A 16,996-nucleotide genomic window follows, 5' to 3' on the forward strand; every position below is an offset into this window, starting at 1 on the left:
TTCGGATAGATCCAGCCATCAAACCGGGCAATTGCCCTGGGGGGCTCATGCGTAGATCCAGAGGGCTGACTGCCGCCCTCGTACTGTCACTGGCCGGTGCGGGCACCGGCATAGGCCTGGTGCTGATGCCTGAGGCGTCCGCCATCACGGCGCCGGTGGCATTCACCGCCGACGAACTGCCGACCTGGCAGACGAACGGCGTCGTCTGGGCGATGGCCCAGGCCAACGGCACCGTCTTCGCCGGCGGTACCTTCTCGGCCGTCCGCCCGCCCGAGGGCGCGGCAGGCGCGGAGCAGAACGCCGTGAACTTCGTGGCGCTCGACGCCGCTACCGGCAATCCCACCTCCTGCAAGCTGGCCTTCACCATCGGCGAAGGCACGGCGACCGTCCGTACGCTGGTCGTCTCGAAGGACAAGAAGACCCTCTACGCGGGCGGTTCCTTCGGCGCCGTCAACGGCACCCCGGTGTCCAGCCTCGCCGCGATCGACATCGCGAGCTGCACCCCCAAGGCATCGTTCCACCCGAGCTTCCCCGCCACCGTGCGCGCGCTCGCCGTCACCGACGACACCCTGTACGCGGGTGGCGACTTCAACACCGTCGAGGGCCAGACCCGCGAGCGGTTCGCCGCCGTGGACGCCTCCTCCGGTGCGCTGAAGCCCTTCGTCGCCAACGTCGACGAGCCGGGCCGCGCGGTCGAGGTCACCCCCGACGGCAAGAACGTGCTCCTCGGCGGCGACTTCTTCACCGTCAACGGCTCCAACAGCCACGCCCTCGCCGTGGTCAACGCCACCACGGGCGCGGTCACCAAGACGTACGGCAACATCCCGTCGAACTCGGTCGTCAAGGACATCTCCACCGACGACACCGGCTTCTACACCGGTCACGAGGGCTCCGGCGGCGGCGTCTTCGACGGCCGCATCGGCCTGCGCCTGAGCGACTTCACCGAGAAGTGGCGTGACCGCTGCCTCGGCGCCACCCAGTTCGTCCTGCCCTACGAGGGAGTGCTCTACAGCTCCTCGCACGGGCACGACTGCTCCACCGAGCTGGAGTTCCCCGACGGCAAGCGGAACTTCCTGCTGGCCCAGCCGACCAACCACGAAGGCGCCGCCCCCGCGCCCGTGGACGGCTTCGTGCGCGGCCCGGGCAAGCTCGGCTGGCACCCCACGGCCAACGACGGCATGGACGGCACCGAGGGCATCGGCCCGCGCGTCATGGCCGTGGCCGAGAAGAACGACGTCAAGTACATGTGGGTCGGCGGTGAGTTCACCCTCATCAACGGCAAGCCGCAGTGGGGTCTGACCCGCTTCGCCTCCACCGGCGACGTCGGCGCCCCGACCACCCCGGTGGCCAGCGCCTCCAGCGTCAAGCCCGGCGAGGTCCAGGTCCGCTGGCGCACCAGCTACGACGCGGACGACAGCAAGCTGACGTACCGCATCTACCGCAACGGCTCCGCCACCCCCGCCGCCACGGTCACCGCCGGCTCGCTGGAGTGGGAGCGCCCGCAGGCCTCCTGGAACGACGCCACCGTCAAGGCCGGTCAGAGCTACACCTACCGGGTGACCGCGACCGACGCCGCCGGTAACACCAGCGCCCTGTCGGCCGTCGCCTCGGTGACCGTCCCGACCTCGGTCCAGTCCTACCCGAACCAGGTCCGTACCGACGGCGCCGACCTCTACTGGCGCTACGACGACGCGGTCAGCCCGTACGTCGCCGACTCCTCGGTGTCCGGCAACCGCAGCGGCGTCCAGCTCAACGCCCCCGCCCTGAAGCAGTCCCCGGGTGCCGTCTCCGGCAGCACGGCGATGGGCTTCAACGGGACCAGCCAGCAGGTGTACAGCGACCGCCGTCAGACGGTCGGCAACGCGTTCACCGTCGAGACCTGGTTCAAGACGAACACCACGCGTGGCGGCAAGCTCATCGGCTTCGGCAACAACACCGCGCGCAACAGCGGCACGTACGACCGCCAGATCTACATGACCAACACCGGTCGCCTGGTCTTCGGCGTCCACAACGGCTCGACCCGCACCGTCTCCACGGGCCTGTTCGAGACGTACAACGACAACAAGTGGCACCACGTGGTCGGCACCCAGGGCCCCGGCGGCATCACGCTGTACGTCGACGGCCAGAACAAGGGCTCCCTGAACGCCACGAGCACCAGCAACATCGCGGGCTACTGGCACGTCGGCGGCGACAACCTCGCCAACTGGCCGACCCGTCCGACGAGCAACTTCTTCGCGGGTCAGCTCGACGAGACGGCCGTCTACCCGTCGGCGCTCAGCCAGGCCCAGGTCAAGAGCCACTTCGACCTGGCCAAGGCGCCCACCGACACGGTCTCCGCGGTCAAGACGACCGAGGACACCTACATCAACCAGGGCGCCCCGAGCACCGCCTACGGCACGTCGACCTCGCTCGCGGTCCGCGGCAGCGGCTCGCTGTACGAGACGTACATGCGCTTCAACCTGCCGGCCGCCCCGGCCGGCCAGGTCCTGAAGTCCGCCTCGCTGCAGATCAAGACCAGCACGCAGGCGAACGCCGGTACCACCGACACCGTGAAGGTGCTCCCGGTCACCGGTAACTGGACGGGCGCGGGTACGACCTTCAACACCAAGCCCACCCTCGGCACCACCCCGCTCGGCACCCTCGCGGGCGTGCCGGAGGGCTCCGCGGTGCACAACGTGGAGCTCGACACCGCCGCGGTCACCGCGGCGCTGGGCACCAGTTACGGCCTGGGCCTGACGAGCACGGGCACCGACCCGCTGTGGATCTGGTCCTCCGAGGCCACGGCGGCGGAGGGTACTCCGCAGCTGGTCCTCACCTTCGGCGCGAAGTAAGCGACGAAGACCGAAACAACCGCCTTACGGCGTGCGGGGTCCGGCTCTCTGTGGCCGGGCCCCGCTGCACACCCCCTTGAGTACGGGAGCCATCCGATGTACCGACGCTCCGCAGCGGCTGCTGTCCTGCTGGCCGCCGCCCTGACGCTGACCGCCTGCAGTTCGGGCGGGGACAAGGCCGAATCCGGCGCCTCGCCGAAGCCCCCGGCCTCGTCGTCGGCCCCCGACCCGGCGGACGCTCCGCAGCCGTCGACCGACCCCGACGCGAAGCCGACCGGCCCCGTGGTGCCCGACGCGAAGCTCACCCCGAAGACGGGCAGCTTCACGGCGGAGGAGAAGAAGTACCTGAGCGGGCGGGTCCCCGACAAGGTGGACCCGGCGTCCGTGCTGCAGAGCGGGCAGGACTCCTGCCAGCGGGTGCAGCGCACCGCGAAGCACGACAAGGACGCGGCGACCGGAGCCGTCATCACCGGCGAGATCCCGGGCGCCAAGGACGCGATCACCCTCCTGTGCCCGGACCAGAAGCCGATCCTCGCCGCGGCGGAGAAGGGCTTCCCCGAAGGCCCCCGGACCTCGCCCGCGGCGGGTACCTACCGCGCGCTCACCCAGGCCACCAACTGCACCTGGGAGGCCAAGGGCAAGGACGGCGGCACCCTCGCCTCGGGCCCCGAGACCCCGCCCAAGGCGGGCGACAAGATCACGGCGACGATCCCGGCCGGCACCGCGGAGTTCAACTCCTCGGGCTGCTACGCCTGGATCCCGGCGTAGGTCGTCTCCGCAGGAGACGGCCCGGCCGAGCCGACCACGCCCCCGGGGACCGGACTTCCGGCCCACGGGGGCGTTTTCGCGCCCGGAACCCGGGTACCCGCGCCGTCACAGCCCCGACGGCGGAAGGCGGATCCATGGGCATCGGCGGATGCATCGTCCTGATCGTGGTGGGTGCGATCCTCACCTTCGCGAGCGACTGGGAGCTGGAGAGCGTCAACCTCGACCTGGTCGGTCTGATCATGATGGCGGTCGGCGGGATCGGCCTCGCCGTGTACACGAGCGTCTACAAGCGCCGCCGCACCGCGGGCGGCGCGATCCCGGTGGTCGAGGAGCGCCGGGACATCCACTGAACCCGCCCCGGACCCGCGGGCCCGCACCGCACCGGTGCGGGCCCGCGGCCTCAGCGGCGGACGCCTTCGTAGACCGGGAGCAGGGTGTCCAGGACCGCGTCCATGGAGAAGGACTTCGCGGCCAGCTCGCGGGCCGACAGCGAGGCCCCGCGGTTCGCCGCCGGGTCCAGGAGCTCCAGGACGGCCGCGGACACGCCCGCCGGGCCGGGGTCGACCGCACGGCCCGCACTGGCGCGGGCGATGTCGCGGGCCAGGCCGTTGGAGTGGGTCACCACCGACGGGACGCCCACCGCGAGCGCCTCCAGCACCGACATGGGGAACGGCTCGTCCACCGACGGCAGTACGTAGACGTGGGCCCGGCGCAACTCCGCCAGGACCTCCGCGCCGGACAGGGCTCCCGGGACCGTGAACCGGTCGGTCAGGCCCAGCGTCCCGATCCGCGCCCGTACGGCGGCCAGCTCGCCCTCGTCCGGCCCCGCGACCACGAACTGCGCGTCCGGGTGCGCCGCGAGGACCGCCGGGGCCGCGTCCACGAAGTCCACCGGCCGCTTACGGGCCTGCAGGCGCGCCGAGTACAGGATGCGCGGCGGGCCCTCGGGCGCGGGCCGCTCCTCCTGCGCCGGGGTTCCGTTGACGAGCCGGACCGCCTGCGCCAAGGGCGGGGCGCCGACCACCGCGTCCAGCCCCTCCCGCTCGTGCGGGGTCAGGTACAGCACCGCGTCCGCGCCGCGCAGCAGCCGGCGTACCGCCACCGCGTCCAGCACCTTCGCCAGCAGCTTCTCGCTCGGGTCCACCATGCCGTGGGTCTGCAGCACCAGCGGCTTGCCCGCCCGCAGCGCCGCCAGGGCCACCGGCAGCGTCACCAGGTCCCGGGCCAGGTGGACGTGCACGACGTCGGCGTCCCGCACCAGGCGCCCGGCCGAGGCCAGGAGCGCCGGCGAGGTCATCCCGCTGAAGCCGAGGGGGAGGAGGCGACGGGCCGGGAAGAGCTTCGCCGGAACGCCCTCCACCTCGGTCGGCCACGGATCGAAGCCCTCGCCGAGCGCCAGCAGCCGCGCCTCGTGGCCCCGGGCCCGCAGTCCCTTCGCCAGGTTGAGCGCGACCCGGACCGGACCGCCGAAGGCGTGCGAGGGGGAGTGCAGGGTGACGGCGTGCAGGACTCTCACTTGGGCTCCTCCACCGGGCGGCGCTGCCCGTCCTGCGTCTGCAGGGTCAGTGCGGGAAGGTTTCTGTGGACCACCGAACCGGCGCCCGCGACCGCGCAGCGGCCCACCGTGACCCCGGCGAGCACGGTCGCCCGTACGGCCACCCACGCACCGTCCTCGACCACGATCGGGGCGTTGCGGTAGCGGAAGTCGGCGGCCCGGTGGTCGTGCGAGCCGGTGCACAGCATGGCTTCCTGCGAGACGCACACGTTCGCCCCGATGGTCACCGGCTCCAGGTTCAGCAGCCAGGCGCCCTCACCGATCCAGGTGTGGTCCCCGATGTCGAGCTTCCACGGCCACAGCACCCGCACCCGGTGCCGGATCAGAACGCCCGCACCGATCTTCGCCCCGAAGGCGCGCAGCAGCGCCACCCGCAGCCGCGCCGGACAGAACCAGCTCATGAACAGCGTGTTCATCACGGCGAACCAGAGCGCCTGCGTCAGCAGCCCGCGCCCCTTGTCGTACCCGGCCAGCGTGAAGGAAGGAAGATCCCGCAACTGTCGCCCCCATCTGCTCCCCGGACTCCGTCCGGGGGACCCCCGCGCCGCGGCCTCCCCGGGCGTGGCCCGCTCAGACTAGACTGCGCGCGGACCAGGCACATCGGGTGGGGGCGGCAGTGACGACGGACATACGCAAGCCCTCCGCGACGCCCGCGAAGCCGCCCGTTCCCTCGCCCTTCGAGGACGAGAACCTGTGGGGCCGGGCCACCCTCCCGCGCACCCTCCTCTCGCGCGCGCTGTCCGTTCCGCTCGCGCTCGGATTCACCGTCTTCCTGCCGCTGTTCGTCGCCCTCCAGACGGGTGCCGGAGTCCGCGACGCGGCCTTCTGGCTCCAACTGCTGCTCACCATGTACGCGGGCGCCCGGCTCTCCGCGATGGTGCTCACCAGCCGCCGCAAGCTGCTCCAGGGCTCCTTCTGGCTCTTCGTCTACATGGCCATGGGCGTGGCCCCGCTCGCCCAGGCCGTCCTCGGCCAGGTCCCGACCCCGGTCGTCGGCCCGCGCTCCGACCTGACCGTCGCCATCGGGCTCGTCCTGCTCGGCTGCTTGGCCTTCGACGTCGGCGTGCTGCTGGCCCGACACCGGCCGGCCGGGCGGGCGGGCGGCTCCCAGAAGGAGTCGCGGCCCGTCATGACGCACCGGCGCCGCCTCCAACTGCTGACGGTCCTGTCGTTCCTGTGCAGCGCCGTCTTCATCATGAAGCTCGGTGGCCCGGCGGTCTTCTTCTCCAGCCGCCAGGAGATCATCGCGGGCATCGAGGAGGCGGGCGTCTCCAACGGTGACGGCCAGGCCGGCCAGGCCCTGCTGCGCGGCTTCGGCACCGTACCGGCGCTGCTCGCGCTGCTCCTGTACACCCGCTGGCTGATCACCTCGAAGTTCGCCCGCCGCAAGGTGTCGATCATCGTCATGTGGGCGGCGCTCGCCGGGCTCAACCTGATCGTCAACAACCCGATCTCGAACCCGCGGTACTGGTTCCTGACGGTCATGTTCGCGCTGCTGTTCACCGTCTTCCCGGTGAGCGCGGCGATGTACCGGGTCGCGCTGTCCATGGCGGTGGTCGTCGCGCTGCTGATCTTCCCGTTCGCGGACCGCTTCCGCTACGACGAGAAGAACTACCGGCCGGTCGAGACCACGTCCTTCCTGGAGCCGATGGCGCTCAAGGACTACGACCAGATCGGCATGTTCGCGAACACCATCACCTTCTCGAACTCCGGGCCCGGCCACTACTACGGCCGCCAGCTCGCGGGATCGATCTTCTTCGCGGTGCCCCGCGCGGTGTGGCCGGGCAAGCCGAGGGACACCGGTGTGATGGTCGGCCAGTGGATGGGCACGGTCAACACCAACCTCTCCTCCCCGATCTGGGCGGAGCTGTGGCTCGACTTCGGGCCGCTGGGGATGGGCGCGGGGCTGCTGGGCATGGGGTACGCCTCCGCCCGCGTGGACCGGCGCTACGCGAAGCGGGCCACACGGCGCAGTCCACCGGGCAGCCTGATCTCGGTGGTGGTCCCGCTGGTCGCGGGGTACTCGTTCATCCTGCTGCGCGGGCCGCTGCTCCAGGCCTCGGGCCGGGTGGCGATCGCAGCCATCTGCTTGGCGCTGGTCGCGACCTACCGCTCGGACAAGTCCACCACCTTGCGCTGACGCACTGACCGCACGGCACCGGTCTCGGGCGGCGATGTCCCCGGTGAGGGCGCCCCGGCGGTGACGGGGCCACCGGTGGGGGCCCGTACGAGGTGGTGCGGGCACCGGGGGAGCGCCGAGGCGGTCCCGGAGCTCTCGTTTCCGGGCGCCGTCCCTACGGCCCGGGCCGGATCCGCCCTCCGTACCGGCCCTTTCCCCCTGCCCGTCCGGGTGCCGCCGAGCCGTTCGGGTGGTCGGTCGCGCATCCGGTGGCGCAGGTGTGTGGCGGGCGCACCTGGGCACGGACCGGCCCCGGCGCGCACGGTGGAGGTGGCCCGCGGAAGGCAGCGGGCTCGCCGACGCAGGGGGAGACGCGCAGATGCACCTCGTTCACGACCGACCGTTCACGCACCGGGTGCCGGACAGCATGCTGAGTGAGTTGTGCGCGGAGATCTTCGCCCAGCTGCCGCGCAGCGACCAGCGGCGCAAGGGCGAGTTGTACCTCCGGGGGCTGCTGTCGGTCGGCGGCCGCAAGTCCGTGCGCAACATCGCGACGCATGTCGGGGACCGCGCGGCCGAACAGAGCCTGCACCACTTCATCTCCGCCTCCACCTGGGACTGGAACACGGTCCGCGCGGCTCTCGGCCGCCACCTGGAGCGTTCGGTGCGGCCCCGCGCCTGGGTGGTCCATCCGGTGGTCATTCCCAAGGCGGGCCGCCACTCCGTGGGGGTCGGCCCGCGGTTCGTGCCCAGCCTGGGGCAGGTGGTCAACAGCCAGCACGCCGTCGGTGTCTGGGCCGCGAACGAGGAGCGGAGCGGCCCGGTCAACTGGCGTCTCTCGCTCGGTGACGACTGGCGCGACGCACCCCTGCCGGGGTACCCGCAGGTGCCGGAGCCGGAGCTGGCGGCGACGGATCTGGAGTGCGCGGCCGGCGCCGCGGTCGAGCTGCAGGGCTGGGTGGGCGGCCCCCCGCGGCCCGTCGTGCTCGACCTCCCGCAGGTGGATCCGGCCGCCCTGGCCCGGCGCTTCGCCGCGGCGGGCATGCCGTTCGTGGCGGCCGTCCCCGGATCCACCCCCGTCACCCCGGTGGGGCCGGCCCTGGTGGGTCACGACGGCCGCGGCACGTCGGCCCATCAGCTCCTGCGGATGGTACGGACACTGCGGCGCATGGTGACCTGGACCGACCCGGTGAGCCTGACGACCCGCACGAGCCTGGTGGCTGGGATCCCGGTCCAGCTGCCCGGCACCCGCCGGCCCCTGGTCCTGCTCGGCGAGTGGACGGGCAAGGACAGCTGGCCGCAGCGCTGCTGGCTCAGCGACCTGGCCGACACCCCCTGGGGTCCGCTGCTGCGGCTGGCCAAGTTGAGCCTGCGGGTCGGCGCCGACTTCGCGGCGGTCTCCACGGAGGTCGGCATGGTCGACTTCGAGGGCCGGTCGTTCGGGGGCTGGCACCGGCACACGACGCTGGCCTCGGCCGCGCACGCGCTCACCGTCGAGTACCGGCCTCGGACGCTGGCGCGGCCCGCTTGATCGCGGCGGCACCGCGCAGGACCCGGCGCGTGCGCTGCATCTGGACGGCCAGCTGGACCTCCAGCGCCCGGGCGGGCTCCAGCCAGTCGGGCCCCAGCAGTTCACTGATGCGTTCGAGCCGGCGGGAGACGGTGTTGGGATGGACGTGCAGCGTCTCGGCGGCGCGCGTCGGGCTTCCGGCGGAGGCGAAGTACGCCTCCAGGGTGCTCGTGAGTTCGGTGCGCTGCTGGGCGTCGTAGTCGAGGACCGGACCGATGGTGCGGTGGATGAACTCCAGGGTGTCGGGGCTCCGGGAGAGCAGCAGACCGAGAAAGCCGAGGTCCCGGGAGGAGGCGGTGCCGCCGGCGCCGCCGAGCGCGGTCAGCGCGTCCAGGCAGCAGCGCGCCTCCTGGTAGGCGGCACCGACGGACGACAGGTCCGTGACCGGGCCGGCCGTCCCCACGGTCACCGGGTGGTCGAGGGCCGAGGACAGCGCCGAGGACGCGGCCCGTGCCACGACCGCGGCGTCGGTTCCCGGCAGCATCAGGATGATGGAGTCGCCCTCGACGCTCTTGAACCCGGAGCGCTGGACGGCGTACGAGGACGCCAGGACGACGGCGCGCGCCAGGGAGCCGCCCTCGGGGCGGGCGACCAGGACGACGTGCGAGGTGTGGGGGTCCATCCCGATGCGGTGCGCGCGTTCGGCGAGTCTGGCGGCCGGGGCCTTCCCCTTGAGGAGTTCGTCGAACAGTTCGTCGCGTACCTGGCCCTCGGCCGCCGCCGCGCTGCGCTGCATCAGCAGCACCAGGGCGGTGGTCTGCGCCACCAGCGCCAGCAACTGGACCGTGTACGAGGTGTCGGACTCCGCGTCGGAGCCCTCCGCCGGGGCCAGCAGGAGCGTGCCGAGCATCTCCCGGCCCGCGACGACCGGGGCGACCCAGACGCCTTCGCTGGTGCGGACCGGCCGGCGCTCGGTGTGCGCGTCGAGGGAGACCGAACCGATCTCGCTCTCGTCCAGTTCGGGGAACCGGGCGGGGGAGACGAGGTCGCGTCCGGCCTGGTCGCGTACGAGCAGGTCCCCGTCGAGGAGGCCCGCGGCCTCCTCGACCAGGGTGTGCAGGCCGCCGCCGGCCAGCACCACGTCGATCAGCTCGCCGTGCACCTGGCGCAGTTGGCGGGCGGCGGCGGAGGAGCTCATCGCGCGGGACGTGTTCAGTTCCAGACCGACGACCTCGTTGCGGACCTGGTCCAGCAGCCGGGTCTTCTCGATCGCGACGGCCGCGAGGTCGGCGAGCGAACTCATCAACGACAGCTCGTCCGGGTCGAAGTACCGGATGCCGCGGCCCGCGATGTACAGGTTCCCCAGCTCGGTGTCCTCGTGCCGCAGGGGCACCGCCATGAGCGCGTGCAGGCCCTCGGCGCGCACCACGTCGTCGATCAGTTCGGAGTGCGCGAAGCTGTCGTCGCGGAGGTAGTCGGCCGTCCAGAAGGGCGCGGAGCGCTGCCGGGCCTGCTGGCCGACGCCCCGGCCCATCGGGACGGCGAAACCGACCGTGATGGCCGAGGTGTGGCCGTCGGCGGCACGGACGATCGAGCGGCCGGCCTCGAACGAGTGGAAGGTCACCCAGGACATGTCGAGACCCAGCAGCAGCCGGGCCCGCCGGGTGATGACCTTGAGCAGGGTGTCCAGGTTGTACGGGAGGGTCAGGTCCCGGGCGGTGTCGACCAGCGCGCTCAGGCCCGCCTCGCGCTGTTGGCGGCGGGCGAAGAGCGCCCGGATGCTCAGGGAGAGGTCCTTCGCCCGTTCCAGCCGGGCGAGGTCGGCCTCGTCCGCGCCCGCCTCGCGTGCCGCCCGTACGACGCGTTCGAACTCCTCGGTACGTGCCTCCCGCGCCAGCAGCACGAGCATCTCGGACACGTCCGTATCGGACCGCCGGTCCTCCGACTTCACAGTCGCCCCCTCAGGTTCCGCATGCGCGGTTCAACATTTTGTTGATCCTAGACTGCCAGGTCAGGTGGGGTGTGCTGTGCCTGGGTCACCACTCTGTGTGAATGACGCTGTTGCCGGGCCACCTTCTGGACGGGCCCGGCCGGCGGATAGACCTGTCTTCGGGGCCTCGACCGGGCGCCGTTCACATCGCTTGTACGAGGGGTCCGATGTCGCAGGTCCAGAGTTTCGAACGCTCCATCCACCGCAGTCGCATGTCGCTGACCAGACCCGACCGGCCGAAGACGTTCACGATGTACGGACGTGAGTGGGATCTGCTGGACGCGGTCTTCGCCCCCGTGTTCTCCCCCTCCACCGGGGTCGCCCTGGAGTTCCTCGAACTGGCCGACGCGCCCGCCCGCCCGGCGGCCGGCCGTTCCTCCTTCCTGGAGGTCGGCTGCGGCACCGGCGTGATCGCGGTGACGGCGGCCCTCGCCGGATACGGCCGGGTCGTCGCCGCGGACATCAGCCCGCAGGCGGTGGAGAACGCGGCCGTCAACGCCGAGCGCCACGGGGTGGGGGACCGGCTGAGCGCCGTGCACAGCGACCTGTTCTCCGGCCTGCCCGAGAACGAGCGCTTCGACACCGTCTTCTGGAGCTCCAACTACGTGCTGGCTCCCGAGTCCTACGAGTACAAGTCGGTGCACGAGCGCGCCTACGTGGACACCGGCTACCGGGCCCACCGCCGATACCTGGAGCAGGCACCTCGCTGGCTGGCCCCGGACGGGGTCGTCCTGCTGCACTTCAGCGATCGCGGCGATCTGCCCGCACTCCACCGGATCGCCGAGGAGTGCGGCCGGGAACTGCGCGTCCTGCGCAGCCTCCAGGTGCGCGAAGGCGAGTACGGCGAGGACATGGTCGAGCACATGCTGCTCCAGGTCCTGCCGGTACGGGCGTAACCGCGGGCCGGGGGACGACATGCGCACGCTTCTGATCGACAACTACGACTCGTTCACCTACAACCTCTTCCACCAGATCACCGAGGCGGCCGGCCGCGAACCGGAAGTCGTCCGCAACGACGATCCGCGCTGGAGCGCCCGCCTGCTGGCCGACTTCGACAACGTGGTCGTCTCACCCGGCCCGGGGACCCCCCTCGAAGCCCGCGACCTGGGCATTTCCCGCGAGATCCTCGCGACGACACGGCTTCCGGCGCTCGGCATCTGCCTGGGCCACCAGGCGATCGGCGCGCTCCACGGCGCCACCGTGGGGCGGGCGCCGACCCCCCTGCACGGGCGGATCTCCCGCGTACGGCACGACGGGAAGGGCCTGTTCGCCGGGCTGCCGTCGCCGATGGAGGTCGTGCGCTACCACTCGCTGGCGGTCACCGACCTGCCGCCCGCGCTGGAGGCCACGGCCTGGACGGCGGACGGGATCCTGATGGGACTGCGGCACCGCACCCGGCCGATGTGGGGGGTGCAGTTCCACCCGGAGTCGATCTGCGCCGAGTACGGGGTGGAACTCCTGCGCAACTTCATGGACCTGAGCGCGCTCGCGGCACGGCCGCCCCGCCGGCTCACCGAGGTCCGGTCGGAGGTGCGGTCGGCCGCCGTCGCCGCCGCACCCGCGCCGGCCTCGTCCGCCGGCACGCGCCGACTGCGGGTGCTCACCCACGAGCTGCCCACCGGCTGGGACGCGGAGCGGGCCTACGACCTGCTCTTCCGGGGAAACCCGTACTCCTTCTGGCTCGACAGCAGCCGTCCGGACGCAACCGGCGGGCGATTCTCGATCATGGGCGACGCCTCGGGTCCGCTGGCGCGAGTGGCCCGCGCCGATGTGTGGAGCGGCACGGTCCGCGTGGACTCCGCCTCGGACACGGAAATCGTCTCAGGCCCGTTCCTGGACTGGCTCGACCAGGACCTGCGCGCGATCGACACCGATGTCCCCGCCTTACCCTTCGACTTCGCCCTCGGCTGGACCGGGTACCTCGGCTACGAGCTGAAGTCCGAGTGCGGCGGTGAACTCGCCCACCGGTCCGAGGACCCCGACGCCGTGATGGTCTTCACCGACCGGGCCCTCGTCCTCGACCACCACACCGGCACCACCCACCTGCTGGCGCTCGCGGACGACGGCGTCGAGGGATCCGAGGCCACCGCGCGCCGCAGGCTCGACGAACTGGCCGACCGGCTCGCCCTTCTGCCGGCGGGCGCGGCGCCCGCCCCCGAAGGCTCGGTCCCGATGACCGGCGAGATCCGGCTGCGCCACGACCGCGCCTCCTATCTCGGCCTCATCGCCGCCGCCCACGAGGAGATAGCGGCCGGTGAGACCTACGAGGTCTGCCTCACCAACACGGCCGAGGTACGCGGCCGGCTCGACCCGTGGGCCGGCTACCTGCACCTGCGCCGCACCCACCCGGCCCCGTTCGGCGCCCTGCTCCGGTTCGGGGACCTGTCCGTGCTGAGCACCTCGCCCGAGAGGTTCCTGCGCATCGACCGGGACGGTCTGGTCGAGTCCAGGCCGATCAAGGGCACCCGCCCCCGGGGCGCCACGCCCGCCGAGGACGCGGCCCTGGTGGCGGACCTGCTGACCTGCGAGAAGGACCGCGCCGAGAACCTGATGATCGTGGACCTGGTCCGCAACGACCTCGGGCGCTGCGCCGAGCCCGGTTCCGTGGAGGCCACCGACATCTTCCGCGTCGAGAGCTTCGCCGGCGCCCACCAGCTCGTGAGCACCGTCCGGGCGCGCCTGCGCCGCGACAGCAGCGCGGTGCAGTGCGTACGGGCCGCCTTCCCCGGAGGCTCGATGACCGGCGCCCCCAAGGTGCGGACCATGAGCATCATCGACCGGCTGGAGGCCGGCCCGCGCGGGGTGTACTCCGGCGCCCTCGGGTACTTCTCGCTCTCCGGCGCCGCCGATCTGAGCATCGTCATCCGCACGGCCCTCGTCACCGAGGACAAGGTCCGCTACGGCACCGGAGGAGCGATCATCGCCCTCTCGGACGCGGCGGCGGAGTTCGAGGAGACCGCGGTCAAGGCGGGACCGCTGCTCTCGCTGACCACGGCCCCGTTCCCGGGGCGATCCGCCGTGCGCGACCGCCGCATGGAGGACGTCAGGACGTGAACGGCCAGGCCTGACGGAGGCGGGACAGCTCCGCCGCCTCCAGGTCCCGGGCGACGTCCCGCATCCGGATGCCGAGCCCTTCGAGGGCCTCCCACGCACGCCGGGCCTCCCCGTGGGCGTTCAGCAGGGTGTCACCCCGCAGGCCGCCGCGCGCGCCGGCCGCCTCCAGCACCTCCAGGGAGGCGGCCTGCGCGGTGTTCCAGCCGACCAACTCACCGACGTGCCACGGCCCGACCCCCGTCCACACGAGTAACGGGGGCTCGGCCCCGGCGGCGCGCAGCACCCGCCACCAGTCACCGCTCAACCGCTGCTCCCGCAGCCGGTGGAGCTGCCGGGCCAGCGCCACGGCGGCCGTACCCCGCAGGCCCGCCGCCGGTCCTGCGGGCGTCGCCGACTCCGGCAGCCGACGGTCCACCTCCGCGTCCAGGACGCCCACCGGCACCGAGGCCGCGGCGGTGATCCGGCCGAGCGGCCGGCCGGCCGCCAGGGCCCGCTCCATTCCGGTGAGATACGCGTCGAGGAACTCCTCGTACCGTTCCGTGGAGAAGACGAGGTCCGCGTCCACGCTGATGGACATCGCCAGGCAGTCCGCCATCGCGGAGAGTCCGGCCGTCGTCGCCGGCACCCGGATCAGCAGATTGGGCCGCCCCACCTCACCGCTCGCCGTACGGGCCGCCGCCACCAGGGCCGACGCGTCGTGCGCCGAGCGCGGATCCACCGGCACGGACACCCGGCCCTGCAGTCCCCCGCTCGCCGCGAAGGCGCCCCGCAGGGCGTCGCAGGCCCGGCGCACGGCGGCCGGATCGGCGGCCGGCGCGACCGCGCCCCGCAGGAGCGCGGCGGCGCGGCAGGACGGCGAGGGGGGCATGATCTCCCGCGCACCCGTGGCGAGCAGCCAGGGTGACACGCCCTCGGCCGCCAGCTGTTCCAGCAGCTGGGCGGCGGGTTGGCTCAACATGCGCAGAGCGTAGGGCTCCCGCCGCGGCCCCCGGCAGCTCGCAGCCGAGTCCTTGTCAGGTCGGCGGTCGCACGAGGAGAGGGCCGGCCATTTCTCGCCCGTCTCACCCCTTTGCGGCCACGAACACCGCGACTTGACCAAGTGCGATGCCACCTGACGAAGTGGCACAGGCCTCCTGGTGACCCCGGCACCGCGCTTCACAGACTCCTCGGCATCGCCATGTCGGCAGGTCCATCACTGGGAGAGACCACGTGCAAGAGATTGCAGTCTGGAAATCGCTAGCCGCAGGACAACAGCCGCAGTGGCCTGATCGGGCCGCCCTGCGGAAGGTCCGCGAAGAACTGTCGGACGCCCCCGCCCTGGTGAACGGCGCGGACGTACGAGCCCTGCGCGCCCTGCTCGCCGAAGCCGCCGCCGGCACCGTCCAGATCGTCCAGAGCGGGGACTGCGCCGAGGACCCGGCCGAGGCCACACCCGGGCACGTGGCGCGCAAGGCGGCGCTGCTGGACATCCTCGCCGGCGTCATGAAGACCCGCTCGCACAAGCCCGTGCTGCGCGTGGGCCGCCTCGCCGGCCAGTTCGGCAAGCCGCGCTCCAGCGACACCGAGATCGTGGGTGGTATCGAACTGCCCTCGTACCGCGGCCACATGGTCAACAGCCCGGAACCGGACCCGGTCCTGCGCCGCCCCGACCCCCAGCGGCTGCTCCTGGGCTACCGGGCGGCCGCCGACGTCATGGAGCTGCTCGGCCGACGCGGCGAGCGACGCCCCAGCGCGGCCGAGGCCCCGGTGTGGACCAGCCACGAGGCCCTTCTGCTCGACTACGAGGGCCCCCTGGTCCGTACCGAGCCGGACGGCTCGCTCCTGCTGACCTCGACGCACTGGCCGTGGATCGGCGAGCGCACCCGCGAGCTCGACGGCGCGCACGTCGCGTTCTTCGCCGCGCTCGCCAACCCGATCGCCACGAAGGTCGGCCCGAAGACCACCCCCGAGCAACTGCTCGCGCTGTGCGAGCGGCTCGACCCGGACCGGGACCCCGGCCGCCTCACCCTCATCTCCCGGATGGGCGCGGGGACCGCCGCCGAACGCCTGCCCGCCCTGGTGCGCGCCGTGCGGGACGCCGGATTCCCGGTCCTGTGGATGTGCGACCCGATGCACGGCAACACGGTGAACGCACCCGGCGGTTACAAGACCCGCTACATCGAGACCGTCGTCCGCGAGGTCGAGGAGTTCCAGAACGCGGTCTGCGACAACGGCGGCGTCGCGGCCGGACTGCACCTGGAAACGACCCCGGACGCCGTCCGCGAATGCGTCGCGGACGCCTCCCGCGTCGGGGAGCTGGGAGAGAAGTACACCAGCTTCTGCGACCCCCGGCTCAACCCCGAGCAGGCGATCCAGGTCGCCTCCGCCTGGCGCGTCTGAAGAAGGGAGTTCAACGATCATGGAAGGAAAGACCGCTCTGGTCACCGGCGCGGCCGGCGGCATCGGAGAGGCCGTCGTCCGGGCGCTGGCGGCCAAGGGCGTGCGGGTCGCGGCCGTCGATCGTGACGCCGAGCGGCTGCGCGTGTCGGTGAAAGCGGCGGCCGAGGCGGGGCACGAGGTCACGGCCTTCCCCGCCGACGTCACCGTCAGCTCCGACGTCGACGCGGTGGTGGCCGAGGTCGAATCGGTCCTGGGACCGCTCGACTTCCTCGTCAACGCCGCCGGCGTGCTGCGCCTGGGCCAGGCGCGCGCCCTGACGGACGAGGAGTGGGCCACCACCTTCGCCGTCAACACCACCGGCGTCTTCTTCATGTCCCGCGCCGTCGTGAACCACATGGTGCCGCGCCGCAGCGGCGCCATCGTCACCGTGGCCTCCAACGCGGCGGGCACCGCCCGCGCGGAGATGTCCGCGTACGCCGCCTCCAAGGCGGCCGCGACCATGTTCACCAAGTGCCTCGGCCTGGAGGTGGCCGGATTCAACATCCGGGCCAACCTCGTCGCACCGGGCTCCACGGACACCCCGATGCTGACGTCGATGTGGCAGGACAGCGCCGGCGCACAGGCCTCGATCGAGGGTTCGCCCGAGAAGTACCGGGTCGGAATCCCGCTGGGCAAGCTGGCCCAGCCGCAGGACGTCGCCGACGCCGTGTGCTTCCTGCTCTCCGACCAGGCGTCCCACATCACCATGCACGACCTGACGGTGGACGGGGGTGCGGCGCTCGGTGTCTAG

Annotated in this window: 13 protein-coding genes; 9 read left to right on the top strand and 4 right to left on the bottom strand. The window is 72.3% G+C overall.

Annotation, left to right across the window (positions count from 1 at the left end; genetic code table 11):
- The first annotated feature begins 47 nt into the window (after positions 1-47).
- From AB8A24_RS12795 to AB8A24_RS12805, 3 genes are all read left to right on the top strand, one after another.
- Entirely contained in the window at positions 48-2,831 is a 2,784-nt protein-coding gene (locus AB8A24_RS12795; RefSeq protein WP_328961591.1) for a DNRLRE domain-containing protein, read from the top strand.
- Positions 2,832-2,927: 96 nt separating this feature from the next.
- Positions 2,928-3,599: a hypothetical protein gene (locus AB8A24_RS12800; RefSeq protein WP_266379709.1), complete on the top strand. Its 672-nt coding sequence runs from the start codon at positions 2,928-2,930 to the stop codon at positions 3,597-3,599.
- 134 nt (positions 3,600-3,733) lie between these two features.
- Positions 3,734-3,949 (top strand): hypothetical protein, encoded by a 216-nt coding sequence (locus tag AB8A24_RS12805; RefSeq protein WP_033218948.1) that lies wholly within the window; start codon positions 3,734-3,736, stop codon positions 3,947-3,949.
- Positions 3,950-3,999: 50 nt separating this feature from the next.
- Here AB8A24_RS12805 and AB8A24_RS12810 read toward each other — a convergent pair whose 3' ends face one another.
- The gene (locus AB8A24_RS12810) at positions 4,000-5,115 is read right to left on the bottom strand and encodes a glycosyltransferase (protein WP_369475613.1); all 1,116 of its coding nucleotides are present in this window, start codon (positions 5,113-5,115) and stop codon (positions 4,000-4,002) included.
- Complete coding sequence (locus tag AB8A24_RS12815; RefSeq protein WP_369475615.1) at positions 5,112-5,651, bottom strand: WcaF family extracellular polysaccharide biosynthesis acetyltransferase; 540 nt, start codon at positions 5,649-5,651, stop codon at positions 5,112-5,114. Before AB8A24_RS12815 ends, AB8A24_RS12810 begins: the two co-directional genes overlap by 4 nt.
- A 194-nt stretch (positions 5,652-5,845) precedes the next feature.
- On the opposite strand from AB8A24_RS12815, the gene AB8A24_RS12820 reads away from it, so the two are divergent.
- Both AB8A24_RS12820 and AB8A24_RS12825 read left to right on the top strand, forming a co-directional pair.
- A complete protein-coding gene (locus AB8A24_RS12820) occupies positions 5,846-7,294 on the top strand; it encodes a hypothetical protein (RefSeq protein WP_369475642.1) in 1,449 nt (482 codons plus the stop codon).
- Positions 7,295-7,652: 358 nt separating this feature from the next.
- Entirely contained in the window at positions 7,653-8,804 is a 1,152-nt protein-coding gene (locus AB8A24_RS12825; protein WP_369475617.1) for an IS701 family transposase, read from the top strand.
- Here the strand turns inward: AB8A24_RS12825 and AB8A24_RS12830 are convergent.
- A complete protein-coding gene (locus AB8A24_RS12830) occupies positions 8,761-10,692 on the bottom strand; it encodes a helix-turn-helix domain-containing protein (RefSeq protein WP_369475644.1) in 1,932 nt (643 codons plus the stop codon). The genes AB8A24_RS12825 and AB8A24_RS12830 overlap by 44 nt on opposite strands.
- Before the next feature lie 293 nt (positions 10,693-10,985).
- Here AB8A24_RS12830 and AB8A24_RS12835 point away from each other — a divergent pair, with 293 nt between their 5' ends.
- Together AB8A24_RS12835 and pabB are read left to right on the top strand one after the other, a co-directional pair.
- Positions 10,986-11,669: a class I SAM-dependent methyltransferase gene (locus tag AB8A24_RS12835; protein ID WP_328961588.1), complete on the top strand. Its 684-nt coding sequence runs from the start codon at positions 10,986-10,988 to the stop codon at positions 11,667-11,669.
- Positions 11,670-11,688: 19 nt separating this feature from the next.
- Positions 11,689-13,827, top strand: a complete 2,139-nt coding sequence (pabB, locus tag AB8A24_RS12840; RefSeq protein WP_369475620.1) for an aminodeoxychorismate synthase component I — start codon at positions 11,689-11,691, stop codon at positions 13,825-13,827.
- Here pabB and AB8A24_RS12845 read toward each other — a convergent pair.
- Positions 13,817-14,785, bottom strand: a complete 969-nt coding sequence (locus tag AB8A24_RS12845; protein WP_369475621.1) for a transaldolase family protein — start codon at positions 14,783-14,785, stop codon at positions 13,817-13,819. The two genes, pabB and AB8A24_RS12845, sit on opposite strands and share 11 nt — an antisense overlap.
- Before the next feature lie 251 nt (positions 14,786-15,036).
- Between AB8A24_RS12845 and AB8A24_RS12850 the strand changes: the two genes are divergently transcribed.
- Complete coding sequence (locus tag AB8A24_RS12850) at positions 15,037-16,206, top strand: 3-deoxy-7-phosphoheptulonate synthase (RefSeq protein WP_369475623.1); 1,170 nt, start codon at positions 15,037-15,039, stop codon at positions 16,204-16,206.
- 19 nt (positions 16,207-16,225) lie between these two features.
- Positions 16,226-16,996 carry a 2,3-dihydro-2,3-dihydroxybenzoate dehydrogenase gene (locus tag AB8A24_RS12855; RefSeq protein ID WP_328961584.1) on the top strand — a complete coding sequence of 257 codons (771 nt, stop codon included), beginning with the start codon at positions 16,226-16,228 and terminating at the stop codon, positions 16,994-16,996.

Origin of the sequence: Streptomyces sp. BF23-19, assembly GCF_041106355.1 — a bacterium.
In the GTDB taxonomy this organism is placed as follows: Bacteria; Actinomycetota; Actinomycetes; order Streptomycetales; family Streptomycetaceae; genus Streptomyces; species Streptomyces virginiae_A.

Excerpts from the sequence above, each read along its gene's own strand:
- AB8A24_RS12795 (WP_328961591.1), top strand. The coding sequence starts at position 48 with ATGCGTAGATCCAGAGGGCTGACTGCCGCCCTCGTACTGTCACTGGCC.
- AB8A24_RS12800 (WP_266379709.1), top strand. The coding sequence starts at position 2,928 with ATGTACCGACGCTCCGCAGCGGCTGCTGTCCTGCTGGCCGCCGCCCTG.
- AB8A24_RS12805 (WP_033218948.1), top strand. The coding sequence starts at position 3,734 with ATGGGCATCGGCGGATGCATCGTCCTGATCGTGGTGGGTGCGATCCTC.
- AB8A24_RS12825 (WP_369475617.1), top strand. The coding sequence starts at position 7,653 with ATGCACCTCGTTCACGACCGACCGTTCACGCACCGGGTGCCGGACAGC.
- AB8A24_RS12830 (WP_369475644.1), bottom strand. The coding sequence starts at position 10,692 with ATGCTCGTGCTGCTGGCGCGGGAGGCACGTACCGAGGAGTTCGAACGC.
- AB8A24_RS12835 (WP_328961588.1), top strand. The coding sequence starts at position 10,986 with ATGTCGCTGACCAGACCCGACCGGCCGAAGACGTTCACGATGTACGGA.
- pabB (WP_369475620.1), top strand. The coding sequence starts at position 11,689 with ATGCGCACGCTTCTGATCGACAACTACGACTCGTTCACCTACAACCTC.
- AB8A24_RS12845 (WP_369475621.1), bottom strand. The coding sequence starts at position 14,785 with ATGTTGAGCCAACCCGCCGCCCAGCTGCTGGAACAGCTGGCGGCCGAG.
- AB8A24_RS12855 (WP_328961584.1), top strand. The coding sequence starts at position 16,226 with ATGGAAGGAAAGACCGCTCTGGTCACCGGCGCGGCCGGCGGCATCGGA.